This window comes from Tropicimonas isoalkanivorans (genome assembly GCF_900112335.1).
In the GTDB taxonomy this organism is placed as follows: Bacteria; Pseudomonadota; Alphaproteobacteria; order Rhodobacterales; family Rhodobacteraceae; genus Tropicimonas; species Tropicimonas isoalkanivorans.
Genome location: NZ_FOLG01000001.1, coordinates 812,077 through 832,332 on the forward strand (window position 1 = coordinate 812,077; position 20,256 = coordinate 832,332).

The 20,256-nt window shown below is 65.2% G+C and carries 16 protein-coding genes; 8 read left to right on the forward strand and 8 right to left on the reverse strand.

The window, feature by feature from the left end; genetic code table 11:
- Positions 1-7: 7 nt before the first annotated feature.
- Both BM075_RS24355 and BM075_RS03825 read right to left on the reverse strand, forming a co-directional pair.
- Entirely contained in the window at positions 8-163 is a 156-nt protein-coding gene (locus BM075_RS24355) for a hypothetical protein (RefSeq protein ID WP_177208234.1), read from the reverse strand.
- A 17-nt stretch (positions 164-180) separates the two neighbouring features.
- Positions 181-1,788 (reverse strand): OpgD/OpgG family glucan biosynthesis protein, encoded by a 1,608-nt coding sequence (locus BM075_RS03825; protein WP_245758731.1) that lies wholly within the window; start codon positions 1,786-1,788, stop codon positions 181-183.
- Positions 1,789-2,290: 502 nt separating this feature from the next.
- On the opposite strand from BM075_RS03825, the gene BM075_RS03830 reads away from it, so the two are divergent.
- On the forward strand, positions 2,291-2,926 hold the full coding sequence (locus BM075_RS03830) for an alpha/beta fold hydrolase (RefSeq protein WP_093359314.1): 636 nt from the start codon (positions 2,291-2,293) through the stop codon (positions 2,924-2,926).
- A 59-nt stretch (positions 2,927-2,985) separates the two neighbouring features.
- Positions 2,986-4,236: a glycoside hydrolase family 15 protein gene (locus BM075_RS03835; RefSeq protein ID WP_093359315.1), complete on the forward strand. Its 1,251-nt coding sequence runs from the start codon at positions 2,986-2,988 to the stop codon at positions 4,234-4,236.
- Here BM075_RS03835 and BM075_RS03840 read toward each other — a convergent pair.
- From BM075_RS03840 to BM075_RS03850, 3 genes are read right to left on the reverse strand one after another with little or no spacing between them, the layout of a single operon-like run.
- The gene (locus tag BM075_RS03840) at positions 4,212-5,459 is read right to left on the reverse strand and encodes a glucoamylase family protein (RefSeq protein ID WP_218152800.1); all 1,248 of its coding nucleotides are present in this window, start codon (positions 5,457-5,459) and stop codon (positions 4,212-4,214) included. The genes BM075_RS03835 and BM075_RS03840 overlap by 25 nt on opposite strands.
- Positions 5,456-7,699 (reverse strand): glycoside hydrolase family 3 N-terminal domain-containing protein, encoded by a 2,244-nt coding sequence (locus BM075_RS03845; RefSeq protein WP_093359316.1) that lies wholly within the window; start codon positions 7,697-7,699, stop codon positions 5,456-5,458. The genes BM075_RS03840 and BM075_RS03845 overlap by 4 nt, the downstream gene beginning before the upstream one ends.
- A 24-nt stretch (positions 7,700-7,723) precedes the next feature.
- Positions 7,724-9,643, reverse strand: a complete 1,920-nt coding sequence (locus BM075_RS03850) for an ABC transporter ATP-binding protein/permease (protein WP_177208235.1) — start codon at positions 9,641-9,643, stop codon at positions 7,724-7,726.
- Between the two features lie 607 nt (positions 9,644-10,250).
- Between BM075_RS03850 and BM075_RS03855 the strand changes: the two genes are divergently transcribed.
- Entirely contained in the window at positions 10,251-11,357 is a 1,107-nt protein-coding gene (locus BM075_RS03855; RefSeq protein WP_093359318.1) for a nucleotidyltransferase family protein, read from the forward strand.
- 15 nt (positions 11,358-11,372) lie between these two features.
- Here BM075_RS03855 and BM075_RS03860 read toward each other — a convergent pair whose 3' ends face one another.
- The 3 genes from BM075_RS03860 to BM075_RS03870 all read right to left on the reverse strand — a co-directional run bounded on the left by BM075_RS03860 (position 11,373) and on the right by BM075_RS03870 (position 15,184).
- A complete protein-coding gene (locus tag BM075_RS03860) occupies positions 11,373-13,532 on the reverse strand; it encodes a GumC family protein (protein ID WP_093359319.1) in 2,160 nt (719 codons plus the stop codon).
- Between the two features lie 167 nt (positions 13,533-13,699).
- Positions 13,700-14,854, reverse strand: coding sequence for a hypothetical protein (locus BM075_RS03865; RefSeq protein ID WP_093359320.1), 1,155 nt, complete (start codon positions 14,852-14,854; stop codon positions 13,700-13,702).
- A gap of 3 nt (positions 14,855-14,857) precedes the next feature.
- Complete coding sequence (locus BM075_RS03870) at positions 14,858-15,184, reverse strand: hypothetical protein (protein ID WP_093359321.1); 327 nt, start codon at positions 15,182-15,184, stop codon at positions 14,858-14,860.
- A 189-nt stretch (positions 15,185-15,373) separates the two neighbouring features.
- Between BM075_RS03870 and BM075_RS03875 the strand changes: the two genes are divergently transcribed.
- The 5 genes from BM075_RS03875 (at position 15,374) to BM075_RS24095 (ending at position 20,212) form a co-directional block, all read left to right on the forward strand.
- Positions 15,374-15,652, forward strand: coding sequence for a hypothetical protein (locus BM075_RS03875; protein ID WP_093359322.1), 279 nt, complete (start codon positions 15,374-15,376; stop codon positions 15,650-15,652).
- 191 nt (positions 15,653-15,843) lie between these two features.
- The gene (locus BM075_RS03880) at positions 15,844-17,520 is read left to right on the forward strand and encodes an acyl-CoA dehydrogenase family protein (protein ID WP_093359323.1); all 1,677 of its coding nucleotides are present in this window, start codon (positions 15,844-15,846) and stop codon (positions 17,518-17,520) included.
- Between the two features lie 80 nt (positions 17,521-17,600).
- Positions 17,601-19,049 carry a cytochrome ubiquinol oxidase subunit I gene (locus tag BM075_RS03885; RefSeq protein ID WP_093359420.1) on the forward strand — a complete coding sequence of 483 codons (1,449 nt, stop codon included), beginning with the start codon at positions 17,601-17,603 and terminating at the stop codon, positions 19,047-19,049.
- Positions 19,050-19,052: 3 nt separating this feature from the next.
- Positions 19,053-20,084: a cytochrome d ubiquinol oxidase subunit II gene (gene cydB / locus BM075_RS03890; RefSeq protein WP_093359324.1), complete on the forward strand. Its 1,032-nt coding sequence runs from the start codon at positions 19,053-19,055 to the stop codon at positions 20,082-20,084.
- Positions 20,084-20,212 (forward strand): DUF2474 family protein, encoded by a 129-nt coding sequence (locus BM075_RS24095; RefSeq protein WP_143089808.1) that lies wholly within the window; start codon positions 20,084-20,086, stop codon positions 20,210-20,212. Before cydB ends, BM075_RS24095 begins: the two co-directional genes overlap by 1 nt.
- The last annotated feature ends 44 nt before the right edge of the window (positions 20,213-20,256 follow it).

Here is a 20,256-nt window from a genome sequence, read left to right on the forward strand (position 1 = left end):
GGCCGGATCATGCCTTGCGACGGGACAGGAACAGCCGGCCGATGTCGGCCAGCTCCAGCCAGCTCGATCGGGACTCCAGTTCCTGTTTCGGCATGACCAGCGGCGCGGAGGGCGGTGCCCAGTCGGGCCCGCGGTTTTCGGTCTGGTCGGTTAGTCGGTTCATTTCAAATTCCATCTGGCTTACGCGTTGATCCATTGGTCCACCCATGTCTCAGTAAGATTTTGGTCGTAGCCTGATATTGCTGCCTTCAGTTCGACGACCGCGCCGGGTTCGGCCCGGACTTCGATTACCAGTCGCCAAACGTCCTTCCCATCTACGGGGCTTAGGACGGTTTCCACGATTTCGCCGTTCAGCGCCGATACTTCGGGCTCGATCTCTGCATCGCCGGGCAGGCGCCCAAGCAATCCACCGGCAAAATCGATAACGAATTTGCGGGTGCCGGTGTCGGTATCGACCCCAGCCACACCGCCTTCGCCAACACGCGTGCGCACGACCCTGGCGAGGTCTGCCGGGACGGCACCCTCGGGAGTCAGGCCCCACCGCATCCGGTAGGCGAACTCCATCGCATCGCCGGCGCGGGCATCCCCCTCGGGCACCCAATAGGCCACGATGTTGTCGTGGATTTCCAGGTCCGACGGGATCTCCACCAGACGCACGGAGCCACGCCCCCAATCGCCGACAGGTTCGATCATCAGCGACGGGCGGCGTTCGTAGTGTGCTTGCGCATCCAGGTAATGCTCGAAGTCCCGGCTGCGCTGCGCCAGTCCGAAGGATTTCGGACTTACGGCGCCAAAGTAGGAGCTCGCAAGTTGCGGCGGGTTGTTGAGAGGCCTGTAGTAGGTCTCTCCCGCCTGCGTATTGAGGATCAGGGCCTCGCTGTCGTGCACGGCAGCGCGGTAGTCGTCAAACGCCCCCATGTCCGCGCCGCTGAACAGGAACATCGACGTCAGCGGCGCGATGCCGAGTTGCTTGATGTCCTTGCGCAGGAACAGACGGGACACGACATCGACTTCCGTCGTGTCGCCGGGCGTGATGGTAAACTGGTAGGCCCCGGTCACGGACGGGCTGATGAGCGCCGCATACAAGGTGATCGACGGATCGCCCGGGTTGGGACGTCGCAGCCAGACCTCGGAGAAGCGGGGGAACTCCTCGCCCTCCGGCAAGCCGGTGTTCACGGCGAGGCCACGGGCGCTCAGCCCATAGGTGTTTCCACGACCGAGCGCGCGGAAATAGCTCGCGCCCTGAAACACAACCAGCTCGTCAAAGATGTCGGCACGGTTCAGCGGCGTGTGCAGCCTGAATCCGGCGATGCCCGGCATTTCTTCGTTGTCCGGCACCTTGGCGGCGAGATCCTCGTCGTCGTACTCGAAATCGGCGGTGGTGAACGTCATCGGCTGCACCACATCGTCCACGATCTCGTGAACCTTCACCGGCTCCTTGAACAGCCAGCCGGGATGGAAGGAATGCAGGCGAAACTTCACGCCCTCGTCCTGCCACCGGGCCTGCTCAGGCCGGAACCGGATGCGCTGGTAAGCGTCGTAGTCGAGATCGGCGAAGAAGCCGTGCACCTGCTCGGGCGCCTTGTAGGGCTCCGCCGCTTGCTTGCGCATCTGCTCGGACAGCATATCGAAGGAAAACGGCACGGCCTCACCATCCTGAGCTTGCGCGCCGATGGGCGACAGCAGCATGGGCGCGCCAACGGTTGCCGCGATGGCGGCAATTACCTGGCGCCGTTGCCACGGCCCAATCGACAAAGCCTCTCGGCTGGTATGATCGTCAACAGTCACGGAATGTCCCCCAGAGTGACACAAATGTAAGCTCAAACGCCCGGATATCTAACCCGCTCTGCGCTGCAGCAAAGATCCCGAATCAGTTTGTAGGCGATAATTTGCATGCAAGCGCGAAAAATCGCCTATCGTGGGAATTTCGCCACAACCAAAGGCTCAAAGATTGCGCAGTTTGCAAACGGCGACTCGCTAAGGTCATGGAATGGCGGCGTGATTCGTGGCAGCGGCAGACTGATCGCGAGATTGTCCCGCGGCGGCCGGAAATCAAGAGCATCTGACTATCTCCACGAAAATTTTTCCCCGGTTTTCTGTCTCTTTCCGCCTTGCTGTCCGGCGCCGTTCCGACACACCCTTGAGGCCACACGACGCGGAGGCTGATACGAGCAATATGACAAGTGGACGTTCTTCTTGGACCGACGCGGCGGAGCGCCGAGTAGTGCCGGCCCTCCCTCGCCCTATCCCGGTTTTGATCGCGAGCCGGAATGCCACCCCCAAAGGAAACGTGCTTCTGGTTCACGGCCGGAACGGCGCGCCCGACCAGCCTCAGATTGCCGAGATCGCCGAGGCGTATCTCGCCGCAGGCTGGCGCGTCATCGCACCGGAATTGCCAAACTCCTCTGCACTGCTGGAGTCCGGGCCTGCGAGCGAGCTGACCCTGACGGGCCACTTGGCCGCCGCGGCTGAAGCTTGGCATTGGGTGTTGTCGGAATGGCCCAGCGAGACGTGCGCGCTCGCCGGGCACAGTATCGGCGCATTCGTGATTGCGCATCTCGCTGCCGGCACGCCCACCACCCACCACGTTCTCGCGGTTTCCCCGGCCGTGTCGGGGCTCGCCTTGCTCGACGCACGCCGAGCGATGGGTCCTCCGGCTGTCGCGGAACTGGAGCGCGAGGCTCCGCTTTTCCGCGCCGAGATGGAAACGCAGGACGCCGCGCCTGCCCTTGCCCGAACCAATGCCAGGCTGGGCGTCGTGACTGGTGCGGAGGATGGTATCGTCCCGATCTCCTATGCCCGAACCTACTTCGCATCCGCCGGAAATGGCAGGTTTTTCGGGGCCTTGCCAGGCGAACATCATTGCCCTGCGGGACCCGCGTGCGCTGATATGTTGAAGGCCGCCCTCGCGGCACTTGGCGCGTGAAAGAAGCAAGACCGGACCCTGATTGGATTGCGGCGCAACGGCTCGGGTCGGCCCGCGCCATGCGTGCGGCAACGTCGGCAACTGGCCTGACGCGCCATCGCGAAGGGTTCGGATGGACAGTTCACCCGGTAAACGGGTCGATCCTCGCCTCGACGCAGATTTCGAGTTGGGACCCGGAACCGGACTATTTCCATCATTGGATTCGAGATGCCGCAATCGTGCTCCGCGCGGTGCCCAAGGCGATCGAAGCTGACCCGGAATCGCGTGCGTTTTGGTTGAAGGCAATTGCCGACAACATTCGCTTTTCATCCTACATCTCCGATCCGGACCGCGACGGCCCGGCTTTCAACCCCATCGAACCAGCAACGTTGGACACCCACAAAAAGTTCCTGCGACCGGATGGGGAGCTTGCAGCGCTGACGGGGCGGGCGTGGTTGGAGGAACCGCGCGTCGCGGCTGATGGCACGCCGGACCTGGAGCAATGGGCCCGACCGCAGGACGACGGCCCGGCGCTCAGGGCATCCAGCGTGATGTCCGTCTTGGCGGACCTGCCTGAGACGGCCTCACCGGAGGCCGACGCGCTGATTGAGCGGGACCTCGCGCACGTGGCGGCCGTTGCTGGCCGGCCCTGCATCGGCCCCTGGGAGGAAACACCTCCCCGCCGCACGACGTTCACCCTGATCGTCGAATGGGACGCGTTGGACCGTGGGGCGAAGCGCGCGGAGGCGCGGGGCACGTCGGGGGCTCACCTGCGCGAAGGAGCCGACCGCGTGGCGGCCCTCATTGAGGAAGCAGCCGATCCCGTGACGGGCGGATGGCGCGAGAGCCTAGAAGCGCCCGCCGGTAAGCTCGACAGTGCGACGATCCTCGCCATTCTGCATGCCGGCCGCCGGGGCGGGCCCTTCGCACTCGCAGCATCACGAACCCGCGCGACTGTCGCCGCATTGGAAACGATCTTCGCCGACCTTTACCCGATCAACCGGGGCCGATCCGTGCCCGCCATCGGCCGCTGGAAAGACGACGTCTACTTCGATGGCAACCCTTGGTACCCGACCACGCTGGGCTTCGCCGAACTTCACTACCACGTCGCTGCCGACAGCAGGGACGCAACCGTTTTCGCGAAAGCCGAGGGCTGGATGCGGCTGATTCAGGACGTGGCGCCGGAAGGCACATTGGACCTGCCGGAGCAGTTCGACCGGCGCACCGGCGCGCCCACGTCGTGCCGCGCGCTGACATGGTCCGCGGCCGCCTTTCTGGAGGCCGACGCGGCGCGGCAGCGGGCGCTTCAGGCGATGGCATCCTCAAGGTAGGGTGCCGAGAAGCCGAGAGCCCGCAGGCCCCGCCGGACCTCCTCACGCCCGGACACAAGCCGCCAGAGCAGCCCCGAGCGGTGGTTCTCCAGCCCGATCACGATAGGCGCCTGGTCGATGGCGAGACGACTGCCGGCCACCCAGTCCCGCGTCTCGCAGAACGCGTCGGCAAACCCTGCCTCGCCCCAAATCCGGTCGCCCAGATCGTCGTGCAGGTGCCGCAGCACCGGCATCGCCTCCTCCGGCACGTAGGGGAAGGACCCAAGCGCCGCGGTCGGTGTGATGACGCCGGTATCTTCGGTCGGGGAATGGGCAACGTAGCCGGACGGGTCGTCGCTCGCCGTCAGGCCCCAGCAGTCCCTGCCATAGCCGCGCCAGCCGTGGGGGTTGGCGAGGCAGTGCGCCCGGTTGACCAACGCATGGGCCCGGGCCTGGACGCCGTAGTCGGCATAGGCGTCCCGCAGGCCGCGGGGATCGATGCCGAGGAACGGATACTGCGACAAGAACAACGGCCCTCCCCAGTCCGGCCCGAGCGGCAGGACGGTGCCATCGTAGGTCCGCCCGTTCCTGAACGCGGGCGCGGCGGCCCAGCTCCGGTGATAGGACGCGGGCGGAATGGGATGGCTCCGCGCACCGGCGCCCAGTACGAACACGGGAAGCGCCTCGTTCCATCCTCGGATCGGCAGCGCGTGCGCGGGCCACGGCCGCCCGGGGAAACGGTGCCACATCACTGCGCCGTCCGTCCGCAGATGCGCCGCCCAGTTCACCGCATCGAACAACGCCTCGATCCGCACGCCGAGCTCCGGCGCTTCGGTAAAATACGCCGCCGCCCCCAGCAGACCAAGCATGAGAAAGGAGGTCTCCACGAGGTCGCCGCCCTCGTCACCCGCCATGAAGGGGAGTACGCGGCCCGTCGTTCCATCGAGGAAATGGGGATAGACGCCGTCGAAGCGGTCTGCCCGCTCCAGGAAGTCGACGATCCGGTCCGCTCGGTCCAAGATGGCTCGTCGCGGCCGCCAGCCGCGCTCTGCGGCAACGATCTGGGCCAGCAAGCCGAAGCCGGTGCCACCCGTACACACGGTCTCCTCGACATCATAGCCAAACGCGCCGGCGCTGCGCTCGCGCGCCATTCCGCTAACCGGGTGGCTCCAGTCGAGAAAATAAAGCGCGGTCGCCTGCGAAACGCGATCTCGCAGGGCGTCGTCGTCAAGACCTCGGATCACGTCTTCCACGTCACTTCTACCGTCTGGGTGTCGCGGCTGTTAGGGCCGACGTGAAGGCGAACGAGGCCGGGATCGCGGACCCACTCTGCGGCGTCCAGCGACGGCGCGATGGGGTAGCGGAACTGATCCGCCGTGATCTCGAACACCACCTCGCGGCTCTCGCCCGCGCTTAGCGTCACCTGCTTGAAGTCCAGCAGCATCCGCCCGGGACGGGTCACGCGCGCCACCGGGTCCGAGCCGTAAAGCTGCACGGTCTCGACAACCTCGCCGGGCCCCGCGTTCTCGACCCGAAGACGCAGCAGCACGGGGCGGTCCGCCGGAGACCTCTGGGCCGTCAAGCTGGGCCTGCCGTAGCGCACCTTGCCGTACCCCAGACCGAAGCCGAACGGGAAACGATGCACACCATCCGGCATGTCGAGCCAGCCCGTGCGAAATTTCTCGAACCGCCCGGTGTGCGGCCGGCCGGTCGGCTCGCTGGCATAGGAGAACGGCATCTCGTTCGGATGGGCCGGTAGGGACACCGCGAGACGCCCGGACGGAACGGTTGCGCCGTAGAGAAGGTCGGCCACCCCCTCCGGCCCGGCAATGCCACCGTGCCAGGCATAGAGCAGCGCGTCGGCCTGCTCCGCGACGTCGCCCAACGCAAGGGGCCGCCCCGCGAAGACGACCACGACCAGTGGTTTGCGGGTTTTCGCAAGAGCCGCGATCAGACGGCGCTGCGGCAGGGGTATCTCCGGTGACAGCACGGACGAGGACTCGCCGGCATGCTCCTTCGCCTCCCCCACGCATGCGATGATGACATCGGCGGCCATAGCGGCCTCTACGGCCTCCGACAGCGTGTCGGCCTCACCGCGGGGATCGCGCTCCACCGTCACACCATGGACGTTGAGCCGCCGCTCCAGCCACGCCTCCTCCACGATGTTCGCGCCCCAGGCCACCGTGGGCGCCCGTCCCGTCAGAGCCGCGACCGCGTCGTCCAGGGGCACGACGTCTTCGGCCTTTCCGGAGACCGCCCAGGTGCCCAGCATGTTCGCCCGATCCGCCGCAAAGGGGCCGATCAGGGCGACCTTGGCATCGCGCTCCAACGGAAGGACATCATCGTTCTTGAGCAGTACGGCCGAGCGCGCTGCGGCCCGTCGGGCCAGTTTCCGCCCCTCTGTGCGGGAAGGGGCAGCGCGCGCCTTTTCCAAGCCGCGGAAGGGGTTGTCCAGAAGGCCGAGCCGCGCCTTGAAGGTCAGTACCCGTCGGCAGGACCGGTCGACAAGGTCGACCATCTGCTGGGGCGACAGCGAGAGCCCCGCATCCGGCGCGTCCAGCCCGTCCCGGGCGAGCTTAGGGAGCTGGTGCAGGTAATCCTCGCCGACCATGTCCATGTCCACGCCCGCCAGCAAAGCCCGCGCGGCAGCCACGGGCGCTGGCCCGAGGCCGTGGGCGATGAGTTCCTTGATCCCGGTGTAGTCGGAGACGACCAACCCATCGAACCCAGCCCGCCCGCGCAGCCAGCCCTCCACCAGAGCCTCCCCGGCGTGCATGGGTACTTTGTTGACCGCGTTGAAGGCCACCATCAGGCTCGCCGCCCCGCCCGAGACGCCCGCGGCAAAGGGCGGCAGATAGACGGACAGAAGATCTTCCCAGGCCAGGCTCACGTTATCGTAGTCCCGCCCGCTATCCGGCGCGCCGTAAGCAACGAAATGCTTCAGGCAGGCCGCGACCCGGCCGGGGGCGGCGATGCCCTTGCCCTGAAACCCCCGCACGGCGGCCGCCGCGAGGCGCGCGGCCAGCAGCGGGTCCTCCCCCGGGCTTTCGGCGACCCTACCCCAACGGGCGTCGCGGGAGACGTCGATCATCGGGGCGAAAACCTGGTGCAGCCCTTCGGCCGCCGCTTCGCTGGCCGCAAAGGCGGCGGTGTCCTCGATCAGGTCCAGATCCCAACTGCACGCGAGAGCGATATTGATCGGAAAGACCGTTCGGTGCCCGTGGATGACATCCTCGGCAAAGAACAGCGGAATCTTGAGCCGGGAGCCGGCCAGTGCCCGCTCCTGCATGGAGCGAGCGGAGGAGAGAGACTTCGTTCCAAAGACCGCCCCCACCTGCCCCGCGTCCAGCCGCCTGGACAGCGGCGTATGCTGCGCGGCCCCTGTCGCCAGGCCTTCGCCTGCCGCCAAAAGATTGAGCTGGCCGATCTTCTCGGCCAGCGTCATCTCGGCCATCAGCCGATCAACACTCTCGTAAGAGTCCATGCGTGGGCCCTGCGTGTTGTCCCGTTACTCCGCAGCGTGACGGGCAGCAACGTATTCCGTCGACACGACCGGACGCAGGCGCCCGACGCCATTACGGATTTCGAGGACCGAAGAATAGAACGGCTCGCCATCCGGATCATGCGGCACGGTTTCCCCGTGCAGCACCGCGAGAATCGCGGTTTCCTGCAAGCACTCGCACAGGGTCAGGTGGAAGTCCACCACGGCATTGACGTCGAGCGCGGAGGTGGCCTCATCCAGCAGTAGGACCTGCGGTTTCGCCAGCAGGATGCGGGCCAGAACAAGCCGCTGCTTCTGCCCGCCCGAGAAGACGTTGCGCCAGTTTTTGCCTTGGTAAAGCTCGTCTTCGAGGCAGTGGATGAAGTCGCCCAGCCCCACGCGGGACAGCGCATGTGCTGCCGCGATGTCCGAATGCTGTTCGGGGTGGTCGGGATAGGCGACCAGCGCCTTCAGGGTCAACCGGTCCGGAAGGTCCGGCTCCTGACCGGCGAAGAACATCGCCGCGCCCTCGCGCATGGAGACGCGGCCCTCGCCATAAGGCCAGAGCCCGGCCACCGCCTTCAGCAGGCTGCTCTTGCCGCAACCGTTCTGGCCGCGCAGGTAAACCCGGTCGCCGGGGCGCAGATCGAGCGACGGCACGGAGAGGAAGGGCTCCGCATCGTGCCCACGGTGACGCAGCGCAAGCCCATGAGCCGCGAGTACCGGGCCAGTCTGTGTCCGGGTGCGCTCGAACCGGCTGACGCCTGTCTCGGCGTAAAACTGTTGGCGTTCGCGCACCCGTTCGATGGCGTTGGCAACCTCGGTCAGGCGCACTGCGTTCGCCTTGAGCGTCGCGATCGCGGGCATGACATTGATGAACCAGGACACGTCCCCGATCAGTTCCGCCGTCAACTCGCTGTTCGCCGCAAAGTCGCGGAAGGACAGGTTGCCCGCCATGAAGGCCGGCAGGGCGGGGAGATATGCAAGCAGCCGGCTGGAAAGGAAGCTGTACATGTTCGAGAACATCATCATGCCCGCGTCCAGCCGGTTCTGCCGCCCCCAGGTCACATCGACATCTGCGTAGAGGCGCCCATTGATCCGGGCCTGCGCCCGCTCGCCTCGGGAGGCCGCAAGTTGGCTCACCCGGTTGAGCATCACGCCCCATTCGCCCCGCCAGGCGCCATTTCGGCGCTGGCGCTGGAGATTGAGCCGTTCGATGATGCGCCCGAGCAGCCAGGCAACATAGGTAATCGTCGGCACATACACCAGCACCAGCGCCCCCGCCATCAGGGCCGTGCCATATTGGCCCGGCACCAGATTGACGTGTGCGGCGACAGGGCCGAACCACTGAACAAGCGCATCGCTCGCAGCCACACCCCAACGGTCGAGGAAGGGGACAGGCTGGCTGCGTTCGATAAGCGCCGAGGAAATGAACCAGATCGAGGTGACCGCGCCCCACAGGCCCATCGTCAGACCGATGACGCCGCCGTAGAGGCCGACGGAGCACTCGTCGATACGCTGGTCGATGGCATCCGGCATCCGCGAGATGCCATTCGCTTCGGAGCGGTCGCTCATCAGGTCGAAAGCGATCCGCTCATCGGCCAGGATCTCGCGATTGAAGCGCTCCACCAGCCACCCCCGCGCCCGACGGTGAAGCGTGGAGGACAGAAAGTGGCGCAGCGCCACCCCGCCCGTCCGGGAAAAGAAGAACGCGAAATAGGTGACGGCCGCCAGAAGAACCACCTGGGCCGGATTCGCGCTGTCGAGGGAGTGAAAGTTTGCCAGGGAGGCAAGGAAGTCCGCACTCGCCATGGCAACCCAGACGCTGGACTTGCTGAGCAAAGTGGTCAGGGCGATAATGATTGCGGTCAGGATCCAGGCTTCTCGCCACCTTTCCGAAACCCAGTACGCCGATAGAAGCCCCCAAAATCCGGTCAACCGTTTCACATCCGCCGCCCCTATTTTATGTGCCTTCACAACATCTCCGCGCAACACTCGGTCGCGAGAGGGGCCGACTTGGCACAATTTGTTGTTTTCTTCCGGCTTTTTTATGCGTTTTTGTCGTCGCGCCGGACACTGCCTGTGAATGACCTTAGCAATCATTTTCGTAGGCAGTAAACCGCCGATAGGCCGCGACGGGGCACAACCATTGCGGCAGTGGGTGACTGTCTCCCAGCTACAACGGTCACGTGTCGCGAATCGGGTTAAGTCCTTGGGGACACGACGAGTGCCGATTTTACATGCTTCCCTGTCAACGACAGATTTCCGCGGGATTCCCCAATATTCAGGGGCAAGTTGCCGCCCCGCGTCAAATGGTCGGCGCGGTGGTCGCCATGTCGCGGAGAGCCCTCTGATCGGGGACTCTTTCGATCGGCTTGAGGGCCATTTTTGGGCTATGCAGAATTGTCAAGGGAGCGGCGGGAGGTCTCCCTTTCCGACCACGAAGAAACCACCACCCCGGCCACTTGGTCGTCCGCTCCACCGGTGCGCCGTTCCCTTCTCGGACCACGCGCGCTAGCCTCAGACATGTCGCCCCAGACCGCCTGACAGGATCATGCAGCCCCACCTGACCTCCTGCGCCTCCGCCCCCCACCGCGCCGTTCTGGGCATAGTTCCGGTCGCCCTAGGCCGACCTGCGCCCGAGGGGCTCTTGCGCGATATTGCCAGCAGTTCGCCGGAGGATCTGGTGGCGGTGGCGACGGCCAGTCACGTCCATCCGTTGATCTGGTGCGCATTCTCTAATTCACCGGACCTGCGAGACGCGGTGCCGCCGGATCTGCCGGTCTACTTCCGCGAAATTCAGGCCGCCAACGCACGGCGCAACCACGCCATTGAGGCGCATTTGCACACTCTCGGACGGATCGCCGACGAAGGACGCCTGACACCCGTGGCACTGAAAGGCGCCGTGGAGCTATTGGCACCGCGGTATCCGTCGCCGGGTGCGCGACTCCTCAGCGACATCGACGTCCTGCTGGCCAATGCGGATCTCGCAAGGCTCAGGCAGAGCCTTCTCGACCTTGGGGCACGGGAGGAGGCCGTTTCGGAGATCAACCAACGCGGCCATCATCATCTTCCGCCGCTCCTCGCCCCGGGCTGGCCTTGCGCGGTGGAATTGCACCGCCAGCTCGGACAGGGCGCGGCGGAGCACGTGTTGCCGGCCGAGGCTGTTTTGCGGAATGCGCTGCCGGTGACCGCGGCCGGGGTGCGTGTCCCTTCAGGCGCGGACCGGCTCGCCCACACCGTCCTTCACGCGCAATTCGGCCAGACGGACCGTCTCGCCCTGCCCCGGATCAGCTTGCGGGACGTGATCGATTTCGGCCTACTCTCACGCGATCTTTCGGGCGAGGAACTGGCGGCAGCACGAGACCGTTTCGCGCAAGCCGGAGAAGTCGAGGCGTTCGATAGGATGTCGGCCCTCGCCGCGCGTCTCTTAGATGGCGATGCAACGCGGCAGGCGGCTTGGGTGGATCGGGTGCTCACCGCGTTCGGCGAACCACACTCCCTTCGCCGTCAGTCGGACCTTGGCTGGTTGCAGCACTACGCCCGCGGTTTTCTGTACGAACCGGACCGGCGGCAGCACTACCTGAAGACGCTGGCGAGCTGGCGCGGTTTGCGCCGGCTTGCGGCTTTCCATCGGGAGCGTCGTAGGTGGTTCCGGTAGCGGAAAGGGCCGCCCCTAGTTGACGTAGTACTTGTTCGCGCCCTTGCCGGAATAGGCGCCGTACCGCTGCCCGTGACCGTAGGAGCGCATCTTTTCCGTATCGACCTTGGTCAGTACCAGGCCATCGGCCGACAGGCCAGAAAGCTCGAGCTGCGCCAGCGCGTCGCGCACCTGGCTGCGCCGGGTGCTCTCCCATTGGACCATGAACAGGATCGTATCCGCATACTGTCCAACCACCCGCGCATCGGGCACCAGCAACAGCGGCGGCGTGTCGATTACCACGAAGTCATATGCCTCCCGCGCGACGTCGATCAGGCAACTGAAGGCCTGGGAGGCCAGAATGTCAGCCGGATTGGCGGTGGTTTGGCCGCTGGACAAGATGTCGATGCCAAGCGAAACCTGGCTCTGCACGGCGTCGAGCAGGTCTGTTTCCCCCGAAAGGACGGAGAGCAGGGATTTGTCTTTCGGGGCCGGAAAGATCTCGGAGAACGCCCGACGCCGAACGTCGCCCTCTATCAACAGAACCGATTTTCCTAGCCCGGCGAAGTGATGGGCCAGCGCGATGGAGGTGACTGTCTTGCCCTCCCCCGGGACAGAGGAGGTCGCGATGATGACCCGAGGCGGGGAGTCGATAGACGTGTATTGCAGCGACGTCCGCAGCCCACGCACCGCTTCCGCCCCGACAGAACCTGGCTTGCCGACGATGTAGGAGATCAGGTCGATCCGAGACCGGCCGGGGATCTGCGGGATCTGCCCCAGGACCGGCAGACCGGTGTCTCCCTCCAGGGTTTCACTCAGGCGATAGCGGTCGTTCATGCGGTCGCGCAGGATTAGCAAGCCACATGTCAGAACCATGCCCATAAGGCCGCTCATGATCATGAACCGAAAGCCGTTCGCCCCGATCTGCCTCCCCCCGAAGGCCGGCGAAAGGACGCGGGCCGACGCCTGTGCGAAGCCTTCCTTGACCGCCGCTTCCTTCAGGCGGGCGAGGAAGTATTCGTAGATCAGACGATCGGCTTCCGCTTCACGCTCGAGCTGGCGAAGCTGGACGTATTCAGTGGATTGCTGGTCGATCTCCACCTGTTGTTCCTGAAGCGCTGCGCGCAGCCTCTCGGCATGCACTATCCGCTTGTCGAGATCCCGGGACAAATCGGAAAGCAGCGTATCCACCTTCGCTTGGAGCCGCTGGACCGAAGCCGGGTCGGTTTCGTCCACGGACACGCTCCATGGGCGGCCGGTCACCCGCTCCACCGCGGCGAGCTGGTCAGAGGCCGATCCACTGGACCGCGCATTTTCGATCAGCGCCTGCTTGTCTGACAGGTCGCGCACGTCCTGTTCCGCCGTCTCGGCGCGCTCGCGGAGGGTCTTGAACTGAAGGTTCAACGCCTCGAGCGTCTGTTCATTCTGGAGGTCCGCGTCGCCACGAAATGCTTCCATCCTGCGGGCCGAGGCATCTGCCTCCGCCTTGAGATCGGCTGTTTGGTCCGACAGCCACTCCCGCGCCTCGCGGGTGCGCTCGAGGCGCACGTCAACCTGATCGCGGATGTAGAGGTCAGCCAGCGTGTTCGCGAAAAGGGCCGCCCGTTGGGCGTTGGTATCCCGAACCGAAATATCCAGCATGTAGGAGAATTCCTGGTTCGAGACCGAAATCGCGCGGCGCAGACGGCTGGCGATGGAGTGCAGGATCTGGTTATCCGGCGGTGGCGCTACGGTCTCCTGCGGTGTGGAATCCTTGCCGAGCATACTGGACAACCAGCCCCGATCACTGCCCGCGTCCTCCCTTGGCAGGTAGGGATTGAAGTCGGGATTGCGGATGAGATCGAGTTCCACCGCCAGTTTCTCAGCGAGATTGTAGGATTCGATGACCCCCATCTCTGTCTTGAGCACAGCGTCGTTCCACGCGTTGCCGCTGCCCGCCGTCAGCGACGGCAGACCGGCCACCGGCGTCTCCTCGCGTTCGAGCATGATGGTTGCCGTCGCAACGTAGACCGGCGTCGATGCCACAACCCCTTGGTAATATCCGAAGGCAAGCCCCAGGACGGTCGCGATGAGAATCCAGTACCGCCCGCGCCAAAGGGCCATGAAGATCGAGCGGAGGTCGATCTCGTCGTCCTTTTCCGTCTCAGTCGTGCGGCCGACGGGGCGGCCGGACACGAGCCTGTTAAGCTGGTTCATGGCGATATTTCTTCTGCTCTGCTCCTGCCTGCTCGCACGTCGTAGGTCCGGTTAAAGGCAAGAAAGTGAAAACTGTCTGTCTTGCGTGGGGCAATTGTGCACTTGCCGGAAACGACTTCGCCTTCTGCGCGTGCCCGATTGCTCCGGTCATCCCGCATCCGCACCAATCAGATCACCATTCCGGAGCATGCATGGAGCGCTGTGTCCGTATCGGGATAGGTGATGCGACAGGCGGGCACCTCGTCGGCCAGGCGGACCAGAGGGGCCAGGCTGTCAGATAGCGCAAGAGGGGCCGCCCCAACCTTCAGCAGGCCAACCAGGGTCTGCTCCGGAGACAGGGCTTCGGTGGTGGGGGTACAGCCCGATATGTATTGGGGAAAGACAATGGCCGAAACTGGCAGGATGCGCCCTGCCCGAGCCGGGTTTGCCGGCGGCTGGAACTCCACCCCAAGGATGCTCGCAATGTCGTCCGTCCCGCCAGCGCGGGCCTGAGCGGGATCCCAGCTTCCCGGGCGCTTCACCGATGCCGCGGTCGGAATGGCGGTCACAGTCTGGCCGTCGCGCATGAGCGGAATGAGGTCGTCTCCGACATGCTGCCACCCTGCCGCAGCCAGCGCCAAGGCCAGCGTCGTCTTGCCGGCTCCGGTCGCCCCGGCCAGCAGAACGCCCTGCCCGTGCCGTGCAACACAGGCGGAATGCAACAGTGCCGCGACCCGGTCCCGTCCGGCCAACGCCGCGAGCACCTGCCGCAGAGTGCCGTGGCGGATCTGGTCGTGGTCCAGCCCGGTCGCCACGATGGCCCCATTGCGGCGCAGCCGGAAGTCGCCCCACGCGCCGTCCAACTCGATCACATCTACCCCCGCGAGCCCCTTCTCGGCACCATAGGCACCCACCACCGCGTCGATCTGGGCGAGGAGGAATGCATGGGGCGTGCGGACGACACAGCCATGTTCGCCGAGGCAATAGGCTCCCTGGTGTAAGGCCTCCCGCATGTCAGGCACTTGCGCTGCGACCGGGTTCTCAGAAGGCGACGCGAAAAGGCCAGCATCGTGCCAGCGTCTGAGGGTTTCGCTCACCAGTTTGAGCGATGCCTCCTGAGCCATGCCACTGCGGACCGAAACGACCTGTCCGATGTCCTCCACGGGAGCGTTGAGGCGCAAGCCATCCAGGATCGCCGCGCCATCGCCGTTTGAGAGCACGCTGGCCCCAGTTCCGCGCGAGCGTAGGAGCAGGCTCGATCCGAGCGGCAGCACTTCGACGTTGGCGATAGCCTCGGACGGGATCCGCCGCGCAGGCGCCGATATAGGCCTTGCCAGCGTCACCGGCTATTTCGGCCTGAACCCGTTGCTGTCGCGGTCGAACCGCTGCAGGCCAAGGTTTCCGTTGGGCTGTTTGGACCTTTTACCAGGACCGTCAGGTTCGGGACCGTCGCAGAACCAGTGGTAGATCCAGGCGTTTCTGTCGGGATCGATGACCGAGCAGAACGATTGCGCAGCGAGCGCGTCGTCCGCCGACAGTATGACCGTGGACGTGCCAGCGACACAGGCGGCGTATTTCTGCACGGCCTTCAGCGCGGCACGCCGATCAGGATCATCCGGGCCGTGGTGGTCGCAGGGTGTCTCCGAGGCCTTCTCCGGGTCCGGATCTTTCATGCTCGTCCTCAAATCGCGTTAACCATTGTTAACGTTTATTAACCCTACGGCAACCTCAGGTTGCCGGGAAGACAGTTCATCGCTGGTCCGTCGCCAGATGGGCGAATTCGCAACACTGCGTGCGCCGCGGTTACCGAGTGGCAAACCGTCCGCCCCATTCTCCTGCACTACGAAACACAGGAGACAACCATGACCCTTGGCACCTGGGGCGCGACCGCCCTCGTCCTGCCTGATGACGAAGAACACGTCTTTCCGCACTGGGTCTCGCCGGCGACCATCCATGCCGAAGTCGGAGACGGAGACGTTCAGATCCAGCGCCGCAACGCCACCGGCGACGATTGGACCACCATCGAAACCCTCAGCGAGGACTGCTCCAGAATTCTCGATGTGAAGAACATGCCAGCCATGCGAATCCTCCCGACCGGGTCGGCACAATTCATGGTCGTCTGGGCGAAGAACGGCGCCTGACCCCATCCGTCTTCGGTCCGCCAGCCGGGCCGTTCTTGCCGCGTGACGCGGCAGACCGCGGGCGCCCCCAACGCCCGCGTTTTTCTCGTGCCTGTCACGACGCGGCGCCACCCGTATGGGGCCATGATACCCCCAAGGTGCTATCCTCCTCCTGCGCGCCGCTTGCCGGCGACGCCAAGGGAGGAGCGTTGATGACGACCACCGCCGCACAAACCGACCTCGGCACGCACAGGGTCGAGAACCAACCGCCCGATCTCGGGGACCTGGACCTGTTTGGAGGCGACCAGGCCCTGTCCGATCACGTAGCGGGCATCGACCACGACGCACGCGACGGGCTGGCGGCCTATGGCGCGGCTCTCGGGACCGCCGACATGCAACTCGCCGCGCGGGAGGCCAACCGCCACCCGCCGGACCTCGTGCCATTCGACCGGGCCGGCCGGCGGCTGGACGAGGTGCGCTTTCACCCGGCCTACCATCGGTTCATGGACCTGTCGTGCGCGGCGGGGTATGCGGCTATTCCTTGGGAGGGACAGACGGATGGCCACCTGCGCCACGCGGCCATGGTCTACCTCGCAAGCCAGATGGAGCCGGGCCATTGTTGCCCGCTGACCATGACATATGCCGCCATCCCCACCCTGCCGTCGGAGGGTTCCCCGTTCCCTGTCTGGCGGGAACGGCTGGTATCGCGGCACTACGACCCAACTGTGCGTCCGGTCGCGGAAAAGGCAGGCGCGACGCTCGGCATGGCCCTGACAGAGAAGCAGGGAGGATCGGACGTCCGCTCCAACACCACCCGAGCCGAGCGTGACGGCGAAAACTGGCGCCTGACCGGGCACAAGTGGTTCTGCTCGGCGCCGATGTCGGACGGGTTCCTGACCCTCGCCCAGGCGCCCGCGGGGCTGACCTGTTTTCTTGTCCCGCGCTGGTTGCCGGAGGGCCGCAACGCCATCCGCCTGATGCGGCTCAAGGACAAGCTCGGGAACCGGTCCAATGCCTCGGCGGAAATCGAGTACCACCGCGCTCTCGCCTTTCAGGTCGGCGACGAGGGTCAGGGACTGCGGGCGATCATAGAGATGATCCACCATACGCGGCTCGACACGGCTTTGGCGCCCGCGGGTCTGATGCGCGCCGCCCTTCGGGAGGCGCACCATTGGGTAAGCCACCGCACGGCCTTCCAACGTACCCTGATCGATCAGCCGTTGATGCGCGCCGTGTTGGCGGACCTAGCGTTGGACTTCGAGGGAAGCCTCGCCCTCGGCCTGCATGTCGCCCGAGCCTTCGACGGCGGCGGGCCGGAGGATCGGGCCTTTGCGCGGATTGGCGTGGCGCTGGCAAAGTTCCTGTCGAACAAGCTTTGCCCAATGGTCATCGGCGAGGCGCTGGAGTGCCTCGGGGGGGCGGGATACGTCGAGGACAGCCCGGTTCCGATGCTTTACCGGGAGGCCCCGCTCAACGGCATCTGGGAGGGATCGGGCAACGTGATTTGCCTAGATGTTCTCAGAACGCTCGCGCGCCTGCCCGCCGCGCGCACCGGGCTAGACGCCGAACTGGATGCTGGTGCGTCACTCGACCGCACCTACGCGCGGGCCCTGCGGGAGCATCGGGACAGATGGCCGCAAAAGCCGCAGGAAGCCGAAGCACGCTGGTTTGTCGAGCAGACCGCGCTGCTGCTGGCGGCGTCCGTACTCTTGCGCCGCGCGCCACCGGGCGTGGCGGAAGCGTTCGTCCATACGCGCCTGACCGGACGCAGGGGCCGGGGTCCCGGAACCATTGGCAGCATCGACACGGACGCCGTTCTCGAACGCATCTACCCAAACGGGCAGGCTACGCAGCGTCAGCAACCTCGAATTTCTGCAGGTGCGACCTAGATAGGAAGGAGGGCAGCCTAACTGCCGCCGCGCATCACCGTTTTCTGCAAGGCCGACGTCGCTGGATGTCGGATCATGCCATGTTCGACTCCATCGACGCCGTCCTTCTCGCCCGCATCCAGTTCGCCTTCACGGTGAGCATGCATTTCCTGTTCCCGGCTTTCACGATTGGGCTTGCCAGCTACCTCGCCGTTCTGAACGGCCTGTGGCTCTGGACGAAGGAGACGAAGTACCTCGACCTCTTCCGGTACTGGGTCAAGATCTTCGCCCTCGCGTTTGCCATGGGCGTCGTCTCGGGCATCGTGATGAGCTACCAGTTCGGCACCAATTGGTCTGTGTTCTCGGACCGTGCGGGCCCGGTCATCGGCGCTCCCATGGCCTACGAAGTGCTGAGCGCCTTCTTCCTCGAAGCCGGGTTCCTCGGCATCATGCTGTTCGGCCGGGAGCGGGTCGGCCCGACGCTGCACATGATCGCCTGCCTCGCGGTCGCGGTCGGCACGGTCTTCTCGGCCTTCTGGATTCTCAGCGTGAACAGCTGGATGCAGACGCCCGCGGGCTTCGAGATCGACCCGGAGACCGGGCAGTTCCTGCCCACGGATTTCTGGCAGGTGATCTTCAACCCGTCTTTCCCATACCGGCTGATGCACACCGTGACGGCCGCGTACCTGACCACGGCCTTTATCGTCGGCGGCGTGGGGGCCTATCACCTGCTGCTGCGCAGGCGCCGGGGCCAATCGGCGCCCGAAGCCACCAAGACGATGTTTTCCATGGCCATGTGGATGGCGGCCATCGTGGCCCCGATCCAGATCTTCCTAGGGGATGCGCACGGGTTGAACACCCTTGAACACCAGCCCCCCAAGGTCATGGCGATGGAAGGCCACTACGAAAGCCACCCCCATGGCGCGCCGCTCTACCTCTTCGGCATTCCCAATGACGCCGAACAGCGACTGGACTACGCCGTCGGCATCCCCAAGCTCGGTTCCCTGATCCTGAAACATGACCCGAATGCCCCGGTCGCCGGCCTCGACACGGTGCCGGACGAGGACCAACCGCCCGTCTTCATCGTGTTCTGGGCCTTCCGCGTCATGGTCGGGCTCGGCCTTTGCATGGCCGGCCTGGGCATGTGGTCTCTCTGGGCGCGGTGGCGCAAGCGCCTCTACGACGCGCCTTGGCTGCACCGTGCTGCGGTTGTCATGGCGCCATCCGGTTTGATCGCAGTGATTGCGGGCTGGGTCACGACCGAGGTCGGCCGCCAGCCGTTCACCGTCTATGGCCTGCTGCGCACCGCAGAGAGTGCAGCACCGCTGGATTCGCCCGCTGTCGGAGCGTCGCTCGTGGCCTTCGTGCTCGTCTATTTCGCCATTTTCGGCTCCGGCACGTTCTACATTCTTCGCCTGATGTCCCGCCCAGCCGACGCCAACGAGCCGCGTCTGGGCAGCGTGACCGAAGGACCGACGCGCACGGCGGGCATCACGCCCGCAGCGGGCGCAGCCAGCCACCGGTCCAAAGACCGCCAACCGGGGGAATGAACCATGCCATTCACCGAAGGCATCTCCATCGACCTGACGCTCATTTGGGCATTCCTCATTGCCTTCGCGGTCCTCGTCTACGTTATCCTGGACGGCTTCGACCTCGGGCTGGGAATGCTGTTCGCTGTAGAGCCAAACCGCCGGGACAGGGACGTGATCATGAACTCCGTCGCGCCGGTGTGGGACGGGAATGAAACTTGGCTGGTGCTGGGCGGCGGCGGCCTGTTCGCGGCGTTTCCGCTCGCCTATGCTCTTGTGCTCCCTGCACTCTACGCCCCGATCATTGCGATGCTTCTGGCCCTCATTTTTCGGGGCGTTGCCTTTGAATTCCGCTGGCGGACGGAGCGTTGGCGCGGTGTGTGGGACGTCGCGTTCATCGGCGGCTCCGCCATCGCCACGCTGTCGCAGGGGATCGCCCTCGGGGGGCTGCTTCAGGGGATCTCCATCGACGAGCAGGCCCGCAGCTATTCCGGCGGATGGTGGGACTGGCTGACGCCCTTTTCGGTGACCGTCGGCGTGGCACTCATGGTGGGCTACATGCTACTGGGCGCGACATGGCTCGTCATGCGGACCGAGGGACGCCTGCAAGCCCGAATGCGCCGGCGGGCATGGTATCTGTGCCTCGCAACGGTCGCCTTCATCGGTGTCGTAAGCCTCTGGACGCCATTTCTGCAGGAGGGCTACTACCTGCGGTGGTTCAGCGGTTGGCGGATCGGGATCGCCGTCGGCGTCGCCGCCGCCGTTCTTGCGCTGGCCGCCCTGATCTGGCGCAGCCTTGTACTCTACGGGCATGATTACTGGCCCTTTATCTTGTCTCTCGGTCTGTTCGTGCTGAGTTTCGTGGGCCTCGGCGTGTCGATGTATCCGTACGTCATCCCCACCGAAGTCACGATCTGGGAGGCCGCGGCACCCGCCAACGCGCAGATGTTCATGCTGGTGGGTGCCTCGATCCTGATCCCGATCATCCTTGTCTACACGGCCTACGCGTACTGGGTCTTCCGCGGCAAGATTGATCCCGACGACGGCTATCACTGATGGCGCAAGACCGATCCTCCGAACGAAAAGGCTCCCTGCGCCGGATCGCCTGGTTTGCCGGCCTGTACTTGGCCGGCATCCTGACCTTGGGAGCGATTGCCATTACCCTGCGCGTGCTGATCTCGTAGAGCCTCCGGTCCTAGCCCGACACGGCTCCCCATAGAAGCACTGG